The organism is Vulgatibacter sp., assembly GCF_041687135.1.
Lineage (GTDB): Bacteria > Myxococcota > Myxococcia > Myxococcales > Vulgatibacteraceae > JAWLCN01.
On the sequence record NZ_JAWLCN010000001.1, the window covers coordinates 248,990 to 261,646 of the forward strand.

Annotated in this window: 11 protein-coding genes; 2 read left to right on the plus strand and 9 right to left on the minus strand. The window is 72.8% G+C overall.

Annotation, left to right across the window (positions count from 1 at the left end; genetic code table 11):
* Position 1 precedes the first annotated feature (1 nt).
* The gene (locus ACESMR_RS01195) at positions 2-709 is read left to right on the plus strand and encodes an SDR family oxidoreductase (RefSeq protein WP_373044353.1); all 708 of its coding nucleotides are present in this window, start codon (positions 2-4) and stop codon (positions 707-709) included.
* Here ACESMR_RS01195 and ACESMR_RS01200 read toward each other — a convergent pair.
* The 7 genes from ACESMR_RS01200 to pssA all read right to left on the minus strand — a co-directional run bounded on the left by ACESMR_RS01200 (position 706) and on the right by pssA (position 9,011).
* A complete protein-coding gene (locus ACESMR_RS01200; RefSeq protein WP_373044355.1) occupies positions 706-2,049 on the minus strand; it encodes a DUF3999 family protein in 1,344 nt (447 codons plus the stop codon). The two genes, ACESMR_RS01195 and ACESMR_RS01200, sit on opposite strands and share 4 nt — an antisense overlap.
* The gene (locus ACESMR_RS01205) at positions 2,046-4,685 is read right to left on the minus strand and encodes a DUF2339 domain-containing protein (protein ID WP_373044357.1); all 2,640 of its coding nucleotides are present in this window, start codon (positions 4,683-4,685) and stop codon (positions 2,046-2,048) included. Before ACESMR_RS01205 ends, ACESMR_RS01200 begins: the two co-directional genes overlap by 4 nt.
* 144 nt (positions 4,686-4,829) lie before the next feature.
* A complete protein-coding gene (locus ACESMR_RS01210; RefSeq protein ID WP_373044359.1) occupies positions 4,830-5,498 on the minus strand; it encodes a hypothetical protein in 669 nt (222 codons plus the stop codon).
* Between the two features lie 180 nt (positions 5,499-5,678).
* Positions 5,679-6,203, minus strand: coding sequence for a DUF1285 domain-containing protein (locus tag ACESMR_RS01215; protein ID WP_373044361.1), 525 nt, complete (start codon positions 6,201-6,203; stop codon positions 5,679-5,681).
* 134 nt (positions 6,204-6,337) lie between these two features.
* Positions 6,338-7,600, minus strand: coding sequence for a CinA family nicotinamide mononucleotide deamidase-related protein (locus ACESMR_RS01220; protein WP_373044363.1), 1,263 nt, complete (start codon positions 7,598-7,600; stop codon positions 6,338-6,340).
* A gap of 45 nt (positions 7,601-7,645) precedes the next feature.
* On the minus strand, positions 7,646-8,179 hold the full coding sequence (locus tag ACESMR_RS01225; protein ID WP_373044365.1) for a phosphatidylglycerophosphatase A: 534 nt from the start codon (positions 8,177-8,179) through the stop codon (positions 7,646-7,648).
* Positions 8,180-8,183: 4 nt separating this feature from the next.
* Positions 8,184-9,011 (minus strand): CDP-diacylglycerol--serine O-phosphatidyltransferase, encoded by an 828-nt coding sequence (gene pssA, locus ACESMR_RS01230; RefSeq protein ID WP_373044367.1) that lies wholly within the window; start codon positions 9,009-9,011, stop codon positions 8,184-8,186.
* Positions 9,012-9,361: 350 nt separating this feature from the next.
* Here pssA and ACESMR_RS01235 point away from each other — a divergent pair, with 350 nt between their 5' ends.
* Complete coding sequence (locus ACESMR_RS01235) at positions 9,362-10,531, plus strand: alpha/beta fold hydrolase (RefSeq protein WP_373044369.1); 1,170 nt, start codon at positions 9,362-9,364, stop codon at positions 10,529-10,531.
* Here ACESMR_RS01235 and ACESMR_RS01240 read toward each other — a convergent pair.
* Both ACESMR_RS01240 and ACESMR_RS01245 read right to left on the minus strand, forming a co-directional pair.
* Positions 10,515-11,420 carry a M23 family metallopeptidase gene (locus ACESMR_RS01240; RefSeq protein ID WP_373044371.1) on the minus strand — a complete coding sequence of 302 codons (906 nt, stop codon included), beginning with the start codon at positions 11,418-11,420 and terminating at the stop codon, positions 10,515-10,517. The two genes, ACESMR_RS01235 and ACESMR_RS01240, sit on opposite strands and share 17 nt — an antisense overlap.
* 38 nt (positions 11,421-11,458) lie before the next feature.
* Positions 11,459-12,484 carry a threonine aldolase family protein gene (locus tag ACESMR_RS01245; protein WP_373044373.1) on the minus strand — a complete coding sequence of 342 codons (1,026 nt, stop codon included), beginning with the start codon at positions 12,482-12,484 and terminating at the stop codon, positions 11,459-11,461.
* Positions 12,485-12,657 lie beyond the last annotated feature (173 nt).

Here is a 12,657-nt window from a genome sequence, read left to right on the forward strand (position 1 = left end):
GATGCGGATCGAAGGGGCAGTCGCGCTGGTCACCGGCGCCAATCGTGGGTTGGGCAGGGCATTCGTCGAGGGGATGCTGGCAGCAGGCGCGCGCAAGGTCTACGCGGCGGTGCGGGAGCCGGATCGCATCGCGATCCCGGGCGTGGAGAAGGTGCGCCTCGACGTCACCAGGCCGGACGAGGTGGCGGCCGCAGCAGCCCGGTGCGGCGACGTGACCCTCCTCGTCAACAACGCGGGGATCCTCCAGCCGAGCGCGCTGCTCGCTGCAGGCGGCCTCGACGCAGCCCGCGCGCAGCTGGAGACCAACTTCTTCGGCACGCTGGCAATGTGCAGCGCCTTCGCGCCCGTGCTCGGCGCCAACGGCGGCGGCGCCGTGATCAACGTCCTCTCGGCGCTCACCTGGTTCTCGCTGCCGACCACGGGGACCTACGGCGCCTCGAAGGCGGCTGCGTGGGCGCTGACCAACGGCATCCGCAACGAGCTGCGCGGGCAGGGCACCCGCGTGCTCGCGCTCCACTCCGCCTTCATCGACACCGACATGGCGAAGTCGGTCGCGGCGCCAAAGTCGACGCCCGAGGACGTGGTCCGCCAGACGCTCGAGGCGCTCGCCGCCGGCAGCGACGAGGTCCTCACCGACGAGACCACGCGGCTGCTCAAGCGCGGCCTCAACGCCGAGCCGCCCGCCTACACGCGCGCGTCGCTCTCCTAGGCGCCGGCGCGGCTCGAGCGCAGCAGCACGACGGCGATCCAGGCGACAGCGCCGGCGCCGATCGCGAGGACGGCCCACAGGAGCGCGCTCTTCCAGTCGACCTCCCGCACCGGCGCTGCGAGCACGGCGTTGCCGCCGAGCTCCCGCCGCTCGCCGAGGGCGGCGAAGGGCGGCTCCCACTTCTCGCCGAGCTGATCGCGCAGGCCGGTGAGGGCGGCGCCGATCGGCGCGTCGGCGCGGCGGGCGGTGCTGCTCCCTGCTGCGAGGAGCCACGGGCCCTCGCCCTGGAGCAGCACCACGAAGCGATCGGGCTCATAGACGGCGGTGAGCCGCGGCGGCGCATCGAGCGCAGGCCGGGACTCGAGGAGCCAGCGCCGTGCCCGCGGTCCGGGGCCGACCGCCACCGCAGTGCGCGTGACCTGCGTGCCGTCCTGCTCGGCGCGCAGCAGGGTGAAGCTCGCGCGCTGCTGCGCATAACCGTCGGGCAGCAGCGCCTGTGCGTTCACCTGCGCGAGGGCGCGATCGGAGGCGGGCACCAGCTCGAGCCGCTCGACGTCGAAGGATCCGGGCAGCTCGTAGGTATAGCGCCCGGCGCCGTCCCGGATCTCCGCGGCGACGAGGCTGGCGTCGATCGAGCGGCGGATCGGGCGCTTCTCGGCGAGCGGCACCAGCGTCGCGCCGACGCGCAGCGCCGCGAGCGTCGCGGCGTCGAGGGTGCGCAGCCGCAGGTAGGGCGCCGCGGTGGGCGGCAGCGGGATGTGGCGGCGCTGCAGCTTCTCGTCGGCCTGCTCGAGCTGCAGCACCGTGGCCGACGCGACGACGACGCGCCAATGCTCCAAATCGTCGCTGGCCTCGACGGCGAAGCGCGCGCTGCCCGCGCCCGACCAGGCGAGGTCGAGCCGCTCGATCGGCCGCTCGAGGTGGCTCGCGTCGAGGAGGTAGTCGACGAAGCCGCCGTCCTGCGCCGTGCCCTGGGCGATCGCCACTTGCTGCAGGCTGCGGTCGGCGCCGCGCTGCACGAGCAGGCGCAGATCGATCTGCGGAGCGTCGACGGCGCGGTGCACGGGGAAGAGCGGCAGCTGCACCGCCTCGACCACCGCGGGCAGGAGCCCCGGCTCCCAGCGGGCGAGGGGCACGAGCTTGCCGGCTGCGTCGAAGGCGGCGATGTCGCCGAGCTCCGGATCGACCGACGCGGCGTAGACCTCCGGCGGCAGCTCGATCTGCCAGGCGCTGCCCTCCGCGGAGAGCACGAGGGGAAAACCCCAGGCGAAATCGTCCGGCGTCGAGGCCCTGGCGGGAAACGCTGCGAGGAGCACGGTGCAGAGGAGGGCGAGCTTCATGCGGATCCCCGTGGCGGCGCCACCGGCGCCGTGGCCTCCCGCCGCGGTGGCACCGGGGCGAGGTAGCCGACGACGGTGCAGAGCACGCCGTAGGCGAGGAAGGAGACGATGCCGGCGAGGTTGCCGAGGTGCTGCCGGTCGACGATGGCGAGCTTGGCCAGCACGAGCCCCATGAGCAGCGCGCCGGCGAGCCAGAGCGATCGGTTGCCCCGCCGCGAGCCGGCGACCCAGCCGATCACGCCGCCGATGCTCCACACCACCGAGAGGCTGGTCTGCGCGGAGGAATGCATCACCAGCGCCGTCTCCCACGGCACGTCGCCGAGGTGGTGGACGCCGCGCAGGGTGGCAGCGGTGACGAGGGCGAAGCCGAAGAGGGCGAGGAGCAGCAGGCGGTGGGCCCTCGTCTCCTCCCGATCGCCGAGCCAGACCGCGGTGAGGACGAGCCAGAGAATCGCGGCGAGATCGAGCGGGTTGAGGAGCGGCACGTACGGCAGCGGCGATGCGTCGCCCGCCTGCCAGAGGCCCAGCCAGAAGCCGAGGAAGAGCACGGCAGCCTGTCCCGCGAGGAGCGCGGTGCGGAACTCGCCCGCGCGGCTGCCCAGCCACGAGACGCGGAAGAGCGCCACCGCGTGCGCGGCGAGGAGCGGGAGCACGAAGAGCAGGTGATCCCAGCTCGCGCCGAGGCCGAAGCTGCCGGCGAGGGCGCGGAGCGAGAGGCTGGCGGCGATCGTGACCGACCAGAGGAAACCGAGGTGCGCGGCAGCCTGGGCGATCCGCCCCGCCTCCCGCACGCAGGCGAGGCTGCGCAGGCCGAAGGCCAGGAAGGCTGCGAGCGCCGGCGCACCCCAGCCGCGCAAGGGGCTGTGGTGGGCGAGTTCCATGACGAAGATCGCCGGCACGGCGAGCCAGAGCGCGAGGCCGGTGGTGAAGGCGAGGAGCGGCGCGCGCAGGCGGCGGTGCGCCTCTGCTGCGAGCCACGCGGTGAGGCCCGCGCAGAAGAGCCACGCGTCGGCGCGGTAGCGGCTCCCGACGAAGTCGTCGATCTCGAGGCCGAGGGTGATCGTCCAGAAGAAGAGCGCCCAGCAGAAGAGGAGCGAGGCGAGGAGCCGCCTTCCCGCTGCGTGGAGGAGCCGCGCGCTGGCGAGGCCGCCGGTGACGAGGAGCAGACCGCCGAGGAAGACGCCGTTGGCCACGGGGACGGTGGCCTGGGCGCCGTCGAGGAGGCCGATCACCCAGGCCACCGCGCCGGCGAGCTGCAGGGCCAGCCCGCCGAGCTTCGGCAGCAGCCGGTCCTGCCGCAGTCCCAGCCAGATGAGCGCCGCGCCCTCCACCGCGAAGACGCCGGCGGTGGCGGTGGCGTCGAGGGCCAGCGGCACGGTGATGGTGGCGAAGCAGACCGCCACCACCGCGAAGGAGTCGGCGAGGGTCTGCAATCCGTCGCGGCGCTTCAGCAGCACCGCGAGGGAGACGTAGGTGACGGCGAGGACGAGGGCGGAGAGCGCCAGGGCGAGCAGATCGTCGCCGAGGAGCAGCACCTGCAGCGCGAAGGCGGCGAGGGGGTTGCCGAAGACGAGGGTGCCGTCGACGAGGCCGTCGCCCCGCTCGATCCGCTTGCTGGCGAAGAGGATCGGGATGGCGAGGTAGAGCGCGAAAAAGAGGACGAGGAAGGGCTCGGTGCTGGCGAACTTCGCGCTCTCGTAGGAGAGCACGCCCCAGGCGCTGGCCACGGCGTAGGTGCAGAGGAAGCCGACGAGGTTGAGGAGGCGCCAGGCCTTCTTCCATGCCACGGCGAAGATCACCGCGTCGAGGATCGCGTACCAGCCGAAGAGCGCGACGTGGTTGCCGCTGCCGGTGGAGACGAGGATCGGCGCGAGGAAACCCGCGAGCACCGCGAGCACGCCCAGGGAGAGCGCGTCCTGCGCCACCGCGAGGATGCCGGCCCCTGCCACGAGGAGGACGAGGAGCGCGAAGGCGGGGCCCGCGGGGAGGAGATCGTAGAGGCGGAAGGCGGCGAAGACGGTGAGGGCGAGGATGCCGATGGCGCCGCCCTGCAGCGAGAGCGCGAAGGTGCGGCGCTCGTGGCGCTCCCGGAAGCCGAAGGCGAGGGCGGCGATGGCGGCGGCGGCGATGCCGGCGAGGCGGAGCTCGATCGGGAGGTGGAGCCAGCCTTCGTCGGAGGCGTATTTGAGCAGGGAGCCCACGCCGGCGAAGAGCACGAGCATGCCGACCTTCACCGGCACGTTCCCCTCGGTGAACCAGCGGCGGATCCGATCGGCGAGGTCGGGGCCTGTGGGGAGGGGGAGGGCGGCGGTGGCGCTCTCCGGCGCCGGTGGCTCCATCCCTTCCGCCGCGGCGATCGGCGCAGGCGGCGGGGCGAGGAGCACCGTTTCCACCGGGGCCTCCGGCTCCACCTCCGGCGCCGCCTCCGCTGGCGGCGGCGCCAGGGCAGCGGCCAGCTCGGCGGCGACGGACCGCGCCTCGAGGGCGGTGATGCGCGCCGCGAGCTGCCGCTGCCGCGCGATCGACCAGCCGGCGAAGAGGCCGAAGGCGAGGCCGATCCAGCCCGCGCCCTCGTCGAAGAGCGTCAGGCCCAGGAGCAGGCCGGCAATGGCGCAGAGGGCGGTGATCCAGAACATCGCGGTGCAACCCCTTGTTGGGCCGCACGCTACCCCGGCACGACGGCCGCCGGCGAGGGCGGAGGAGCGGACTTGACGAAGGAACGAAAACGGGGAGGAGCCTCGCAGCCCCTGCCCGTCGTTCATGCCTTGATCATTTCAACGTCAGTCGCGGTCGCCGCCACCGCCGAAGCGGGCGGCGCTCCAGCCCGCCCAGATCGCCGCGGAGGGAACCGCCTCGCCAGGCCGGCGCGGCTCCTCGGGCCGGTTGCTGCTCCGGCCGCGGTTGTTGTTGCGCCGGTTGCGATCCTCGCGGTTGCGATCGCGCTCGGGGGCCCGGCTGCGGGCCTCGCCGCCGCCGCGCTGGCCGCCGCGGTCGCGATCCCGATCCCGACCCCGGGCGTCCGGCTGCTGCCGGGCGGCCTGGGGCTGCGGGCGCTGCTGCTGCTGCTTCTCCCGCTGGCGGCCGTCCCGCTGCTGCTGCTCCCGGGGCTCGCGCTGCTCGCGCTGCGCCTCGGCGCGGGCGGCGACGGGGGCGGGCTGCTGCGGCACGGGCGCCGGTGCAGCCTGCACCACCTCGGGAGCCGCTTCGCCTTCGCCTTCGCCTTCGGCCTCTGTACCCGCTGCGGCGACGCCCTGCTTCCTTCTGCCCCTGCCGCCCCGGCGGCCGCGGCGACGCCTGCGGCTGCGGGCTGCATCACCCGAAGCCGTGCTCTCGTCGCCTTCTTCTCCGCCTGCTGCCTCGCTGCTACGCAGCCCGTTGTCCGTGGTCTCGTCGATGGACGGGTGGACGCCATGCTCGCCACCGAGGGTGGCGCTGGTAGTACGGTCCAAGGGAATCCTCAAAGAGCTGGGGGCTGGCTGCTCGCTGGCCGGCGCCTTCCCCGGTCGGGGGTGTACCTGCGCGCATTCCCTGCAGCGCTGGATCACCCGAAAATTCGTGTCCTCTCCCTGCTAACACGCTGACCCATGGGGGGCAATCCGCCAAAACGACGGCCTGGAACGGGAATGCGCTCATCGGCGAAGCCCCCGTGGCAGGTTGTCTTCTGGTACCGCGCCCTCTTCGGGACGCGGTGGCGGCCTTCCCGGGTCGTCGCCGATCGGCCAGCGATCGGCACCGCTCACGAGGACGAACCTTCCCGGCTGGTCCTCTTGCAGGAACTCCATCAGATCGGCCTGCGCCTGCCTCGAGAAGCGGGCGCGGTGATCGCTCTTTACCCGGCAATAGACGACGTCTTCCGCGGAGCGGGCGAGCGTGCGTGGGTCGAGCGTCTCCTCGCTCTCGTCGGAGAGGAGGAGGCGGAAGCCGTCTCTGCCTGCAGACAGCCGCTTCACGGTGTACGGGGCGTCGTCGACCGTGACGAAGGCCCAGTCCCGTCCGAAGCGGATCAGGTAACGGCCGTCTTCCGCCCGCTCGAGGCCCTTGTGCCACGAGCGAGCGATGGCCGGGTTCACGACGAGCTCCTCGTCGTGCCAGAACCGGCCGAAGGGGTCGAGGCGGATGCCGCTGTCGACCCGGGTATGAAGACGATCCGTCACCCCTCGATGCTACCGCGACGGCGGCCCGGTGGCATGTTTCCCGCTGTGATCCGGTCGGGCGCCGCACACTCGGGCGGGCCCCGGCCCGGGCCGACCATTCGCGAAGGCCTGCCCAAGCTGCCGGGATCGCTGGGCTATTCGCGCTCGAGCCCCAGGGCCCGGCGCCGGAGCAGCTCGAGGGCCATGTAGGCGGCGCCCCTACGCACCTGGTTGCGGTCGAACGGCATCCGCCGCTCCACCACCTTCGTCGGCAGGCCGCCGCCGGCGACGGCGGCGAAGACGGTCCCTGCGGGGCGGCCCTCCTCGCCGCCCTCCGGTCCCGCGTAGCCGGTGAGCGAGACGGCGACGTCCGCGCCGCTGGCGACGAGCGCCCCCTCCGCCATCGCCCTGGCGCAGGCCTCGCTCACCGCACCTTCCCGCTCGATCAGCTCGTGGGGTACCCCGAGCCAGCGCTCCTTGAGCCCGGTGGCGTAGGTGACCGAGGAGCCGAGGAGCACGTCGCTGGCGCCGGGGGCGTCGGCGAGGAGCGAGGCGGCGAGGCCTGCGGTGAGGGATTCGGCGAAGCAGACCCTCCAGCCCCTGCCCCGCAGCGCCTGGAGCGTGGCGCCGGCGAAGGTGTCCTCGGCGCCGCCGTAGACGGCGCGGCCCAGGGCCTTGCGGACCTCCACCTCCAGCGCCTCGCAGCGCGCCTGCGCCTCCTGCGGGGTGGCGCCCTCCGCCAGGAGCTTCACGTGGTTCTCGGGGAAGCTGGTGCGGGTGCCGTAGCGCACGTGGGGGTGGCGCTCGAGGAGCGGCCGCACCGCCTGGTCCATGTGCGACTCGGGGATGCCGTAGCATTTCACCGCCCGGTAGCAGCGGTGCACCCCGGCAGCAGCGGCCCGGGCCTTCAGCCGGGGGAAGAGGTGCTTCTCGCAGAGCCCTTTGAGCTCCCGCGGCACGCCGGGAAGGAAAAAGAGCTCGCACTGCCGCTCCCGCTCGTGGAGCACGAAGGCGGTGGCGGTGCCGAAGTCGTTGCCCAGCACCTCGGCCCCAGCGGGGACCCGGGCCTGCCGCTCGTTGTTGGGGGTGAGGGGGCGGTCGATCCGCGTGAAGATCGCGGCGATCCGTGCGAGCTGCGCCTCGTCGACCACGGGCTCGTGGCCGAAGGCCTTGCAGGCGGCGTCGACGGTCATGTCGTCGAGGGTGGGGCCGAGACCGCCGGAGACGATCACCAGATCCGCGCGGGAGGCCGCCTCCCGCAGGGCGGAGACGATGTCCTCGAACTCGTCGCCGATGGCGAGCTTGCGCCGGACCAGCTCGCCGGCGGCGAAGAGCCGGTCCATGAGCCAGGGGCTGTTGGTGTCGACGATCTGCCCGGAGACCAGCTCGTCGCCGGTGGTGATCAGCTCGATGTGCATCGGCGCCTCCCCTCGCGTAGCGAGACGCCGGAGACTACCGCCCGGTCAGAAGGTGAGCCACCCGATCCGGTAGAGCCCTTCCATCACGATGCGCGCGTAGACCGCCGCGGCCAGGTCGTCGACGGTGACGCCGAAGCCGTTCTTGACCTTCCGGTCGAAGAAGGAGGCGGGCCAGGGCTTGAGGATGTCGAAGAAGCGGAAGACGAAGAAGCCGGCCACCGCGGTCTGCCAGGTGAAGGGCAGGAAGGCGACGGTGAGGAAGAGCCCGGCGAACTCGTCGGAGACGATGTATTTGGCGTCGACGATCCCGTAGATCTGCCCGGCCCGGTGCGCGGTCTGCACGGTGATCGCGGTGAAGGCCACGAAGACCAGCGCCCACAGCCACCAGGGCTCGTAAAGGAAGGAGAGCGCGAAGGCGAAGGGGAGCGCCGCCAGCGTGCCGAAGGTGCCGGAGGCCACCGGGAAGTAGCCGGAGCCGAGCCCCGAGCTCCACACCAGGGAGAAGACGTCGAACCAGGAACGCGTCTGCCGCGGCATGCTCGTCGCAGACGCGGCAGGATCGGTTGCCTCGGCGGGCATCTGCTTATCGGTCGTCCTCGTCGTCGTCATCGTCGTCCGTGACCACCGCGGTTCGCCCGCCGATGGTGGCAGCTGCGCGGGCGGCGAGGCGCTCCTCGCGGCGGCGGCGGAAGAAGATGATCTCCTCTGCCAGACCGACGAAGACGTAGAGAGCGGCGAACGCGACCAGCGTGAAACTCGCCCGGTACTGTAGCGTGAGGGCGACACCGCTGGTGAGGAAGAATGCGAACATCGCCGCGGTGCGGCGGGAGAGCCGCATCCGCTTGAAGGTGCGGTAGCGCACCGACGAGACCATCAGGTAGCCGAGCAGGATCACCAGCACCGCCACCGGCAGCGCTGCGGGGACCTCGCCGGGGCCGTAGGTCTTGTAGTGGGCGACCACGAGCGAGACGATCACGCCGGCCGCCAGCGGGATGGGCAGGCCCACGAAGTGCGACGAGCTGCCCTTGGCGCCGCGCATCTCGAGCACGTTGAAGCGGGCGAGGCGCAGGGCGCCGCAGCCGGCGAACGCGAAAGCGATGAAGAGGCCCCAGAAGCCCAGCGGCGCCAGCGCCCACTTCCAGACGAGGAGGGCGGGAGCGGCGCCGAAGGTGATCACGTCGGCGAGCGAATCGAGCTGCATGCCGAAATCGCTCTGGGTCCTGGTCAGCCTGGCGACGCGGCCGTCGAGGCCGTCGCAGAGCATGCCGAAGAGGATCGCGAGGGCGGCGCCGTAGAGCTTCTCGGGCGTGGCATCGCCGGTGGCCAGGCTCATCGCGTAGAAGCCGCAGAAGATCGACGTCAGCGTGAAGAGGTTGGGCAGGATGTAGAGCCACTTCCGGGAACCGATCATCGACCTACCTCGCGGTGGACGCGCGCTGGGCTGTACGCGCCGCTGCGGAAGCGGAGATTCCACCGATCTCCGCCGGAGAAAGCAAGCCTCGTGCCCCTCACCCACATGGGCCTACGCCGCTGCGGGGAGAGGACGCTGGCCGCCATCGCAGGCGCAGCGTCGCCGTGCAAGTGGGAAAGCGTTTGCGCACCGTGCACCCGGCTTCGCCCCTTGCGTCGCCCGGAGAACCGAGGGGGAGAGCGGGCTATTCACCCCCAGTGGGGTGCGGGGCCGGGGCAGGCGGCAGGGGCCCGGTGGAGCGTCGATGAACCGGCGGCCCGCTCGCTGCGTGCTTGTGGTCGATCGCGACGGTGGGCATATCTGCCGACGATCGAGGAGGAGGAGCCGCCCTGGCCTGGTATCTCATCGCAGCACTGGTGGTGCTCGCCGTGCTGGCGCTCGGCTTCCTGACCTGGGCGCACGCGGCGTTCTGGCAGACCTTCTTCGCGCCGCAGGACGTGCCGGACGAGATCCACAACGTGAAGACGGCGGACGGCTGGCGGATCGGCCTGCGCCGCTACCGGCCCCGGGGCGACGGGCCCCGCTACGAGGAGCCGGTGATCCTCTGCCACGGCCTCGGGGCGAACCACTACAACCTCGACTGGGATCCGCCCTACGGCGTCGCGCAGGCCCTCGCGGAGCAGGGGCGCGACTGCTTCGTGATCAGCCTGCGCAGCCACCACGGCTCGAGCAGGCCGGGCCCCTTCAACCGGCTGCGCTGGGGTTTCTCCTTCGACGACTACCTCCACTACGACGTGCCCGCGGTGATCGAGCACGTGCTGGCGGTCACCGGCGCGCCGCGGGTGCAGTGGGTGGGCCACTCGATGGGCGGCATCCTCGCCTATGCGCTCGGAGGCACGCCCCTGGAGCAGAAGCTCGCCGGCGGCGTCGTCGCCGTGGGCTCGCCCTCCTCCTTCGCCCACCAGCGCTACCTCGTGCGACTCTCCAGGCTGGGCGCGCTCCTCGCCGGTAGGACGCGGGTCCGCAAGAGCTGGCTGCAGCGCCTCGTGGCCCCCTTCACCGGCTGGTTCGATCCGCCCTTCTCCGAGCTGGTGATCGCGCCGAAGAGCATGGAGGGTCGGGTGATCCGGCGCCTGCAGGCCTGGGCCTTCGACGACATCAGCGCCGGGGTGGCGCGGCAATTCGCCGACTGGGTCGCGAACGATCGCTTCCGCTCCCTCGACCATGCGGTGGACTACACCGCACGGGTCGGGGCGCTCACGGTGCCGGTGCTCCTCGTCGGCGGCTCGAAGGACATGATGGCGCCGCCCGCCTGCATGCGGGCGGCTGCGGAGCGGATCCGCAGCGAGGACAAGACGCTCCTCCTCTTCGGCAGGGAGCACGGATCGCGGGTCGACTACGGCCACGGCGATCTGCTGCTGGGCCGCGAGGCGCCGAACGAGGTCTATCCCGCCATCGCGGCATGGCTCGCCTCGCGGGCGACGCCGGTGGCGCGGGGCGCCGCTACGGCAACGCGCTGATCTGCAGCGAGCGCGCCTCGATCCAGTCGAGGGGATCCTCCGCCTCGCCGTCGCGCCAGAGCTCGAAGTGCAGGTGCGGTCCCGTGGAGCGGCCGGTGCTGCCGAGCAGGCCGATGGCGTCGCCGGCGAAGACCGCGTCGCCGCGGCGGACGAGGACTGCGGAGAGGTGGCTGTAGCCGGTGATCACGCCGTCGCCGTGATCGATCTCGACGCGCATGCCGTGGCCACCCGCCCAGCCCGCGGAGGCGATGGTGCCGCCCGCCGCTGCGACCACCGCGCAACCCGCGGGGCCGTCGAGATCGAGGCCGAAGTGGAAGCGCGATCTGCCGTCGAAGGGATCGCGGCGCAGGCCGAAGAAGCTGGTGACGATCAGCGGCTCGACCGGCGGCTGCAGCATGCGGAGCGGCGCGAGGGGGACGCCGGCGTCGACGGCGGGCGGCGGCTGGTCCTCGGCCTCGAGGAGCAGCGAGCGCAGGATCGCGGAGCGCTCGCCGAGCTGCTCGGCGAGGAGCGGGTCCTCGGTGCGGAGCGCGTCGAAGTGGACGTCGAACGCCGCCGCGGCCCGCACGATCTCGAGGCGCGGCTGGTCGTCGCGCAGGGCCTGGTCGAGGCCTGCGAGCCACGCCTCCCAGGCGGCCCGTGGCGCTTCGTCGCGCGTCGCCTCGAAGCGGCGCAGCAGCGCAGGCAGGGTGTCATTCTCGCCGGCGAAGACGATCCGCCCGTCGGCATGGACGCGCATCGGGGCGGGGCCGGCTCCCGCAGGCGCCGCTGGCGCGAGGGGGGCCTGCCGCTGCGCGAAGGCGTCGGCGGGAAAGGGGGCCCGGGCCTTCGGCGCGCAGGCTGCTGCGGCGAAGGCCAGGAGGAGAAGGTGGCGGTGCGGCGGCGACACGGCCGCAGAGGATAGCCGCCCCGGGGGCGGCGATCGAATCAGAGGCAGCCGGCGATGCGGCGGGCGGCCTCGTCACACGCCTCCGGCGCGACGTCGAAGTGGGTCACGAGGCGGATCTTGCGGGGGCCGTCGGAGCCTGCGAGGACGCCGGCCTCGCGGAGGCGGTGGAGGAGCGAGGCCGAGTCGAGGCCGTCGGCGAGCTCCACGTAGACGATGTTGGTCTCGACCGGGGCGACGGAGAGGCCGGGCACGTCGGCGAGGGCGGTGGCGATCCGGCGGGCCTTCTCGTGATCCTCGGCGAGGCGGGGCAGGTGGTGCTCCAGGGCGTAGAGTCCCGCTGCGGCGAGGTGGCCCACCTGGCGCAGGCCGCCGCCGAGGCGCTTGCGCAGACGGCGCAGCTTCGGGGCGAACTCGGCGCTGGTGGCGACCAGCGATCCCGCCGGGGCGCCGAGCCCCTTGGAGAGGCAGACGCTCACGGTGTCGGCGCAGGCGGCGTAGTCGGCCAGCGCGACCCCGGAGGCGGCGGAGGCGTTCCAGAGGCGGGCGCCGTCGAGGTGGACGGCGAGGCCGGCCCGGTGGGCGACGCCGCTCACCTCCTCGAGGAGGGCCAGCGGCCACACGGTGCCGCCGCCGCGGTTGGCGGTGTTCTCCACGCAGAGGAGGCGGGAGGCGGGGAAGTGGTCGTTGCCGGGGGGCTGGATCGCCGCCGCCACCTGCGCCGCGGAGAGGAGGCCCCGCTGGCCGGGGAGGGGGCGGGCCTGCGCGCCCCAGAGCGCGGAGAGGGCGCCGCCCTCGAAGGCGACCACGTGGGCGCCGGCCTCGCAGATCACCTCGTCGCCGGGCCCCGCCTGTGCGCCGATGGCGGCCTGGTTGGCCATGGTGCCGGTGGGGAAGAAGAGCGCCGCCTCCTTGCCGAGGAGCTCCGCCACCCGGCGCTCGAGCAGCGCGACGGTGGGGTCTTCGCCATAGACGTCGTCGCCGACTTCGGCGCGGGCCATCGCCTCGCGCATGGCGGCAGGGGCACGGGTCACGGTGTCGGAGCGGAGGTCGATGGGGAGGTGCATGGGTGGGAGCATAACGCAGATGCGGGCGAAGCGTTTCCTCGTGAACGAAACGCCCCCTGCAGCGGTTATGCTGCGAAGCCCATGGCCAGCTCCACCGTGACGAAGAAGACGACCGGACCTACACCGGCAGCGAAGGCGCCTGCAGCCCGGAAGGCGAAGGCAGCCCCGAAGCG

What these genes read in the sequence shown, in the direction of transcription:
- ACESMR_RS01200 (WP_373044355.1), bottom strand. Translation starts at nt 2,049, where the DNA reads ATGAAGCTCGCCCTCCTCTGCACCGTGCTCCTCGCAGCGTTTCCCGCC.
- ACESMR_RS01225 (WP_373044365.1), bottom strand. Translation starts at nt 8,179, where the DNA reads ATGCCCGCCGAGGCAACCGATCCTGCCGCGTCTGCGACGAGCATGCCG.
- pssA (WP_373044367.1), bottom strand. Translation starts at nt 9,011, where the DNA reads ATGATCGGTTCCCGGAAGTGGCTCTACATCCTGCCCAACCTCTTCACG.
- ACESMR_RS01195 (WP_373044353.1), top strand. Translation starts at nt 2, where the DNA reads ATGCGGATCGAAGGGGCAGTCGCGCTGGTCACCGGCGCCAATCGTGGG.
- ACESMR_RS01220 (WP_373044363.1), bottom strand. Translation starts at nt 7,600, where the DNA reads ATGCACATCGAGCTGATCACCACCGGCGACGAGCTGGTCTCCGGGCAG.
- ACESMR_RS01205 (WP_373044357.1), bottom strand. Translation starts at nt 4,685, where the DNA reads ATGTTCTGGATCACCGCCCTCTGCGCCATTGCCGGCCTGCTCCTGGGC.
- ACESMR_RS01245 (WP_373044373.1), bottom strand. Translation starts at nt 12,484, where the DNA reads ATGCACCTCCCCATCGACCTCCGCTCCGACACCGTGACCCGTGCCCCT.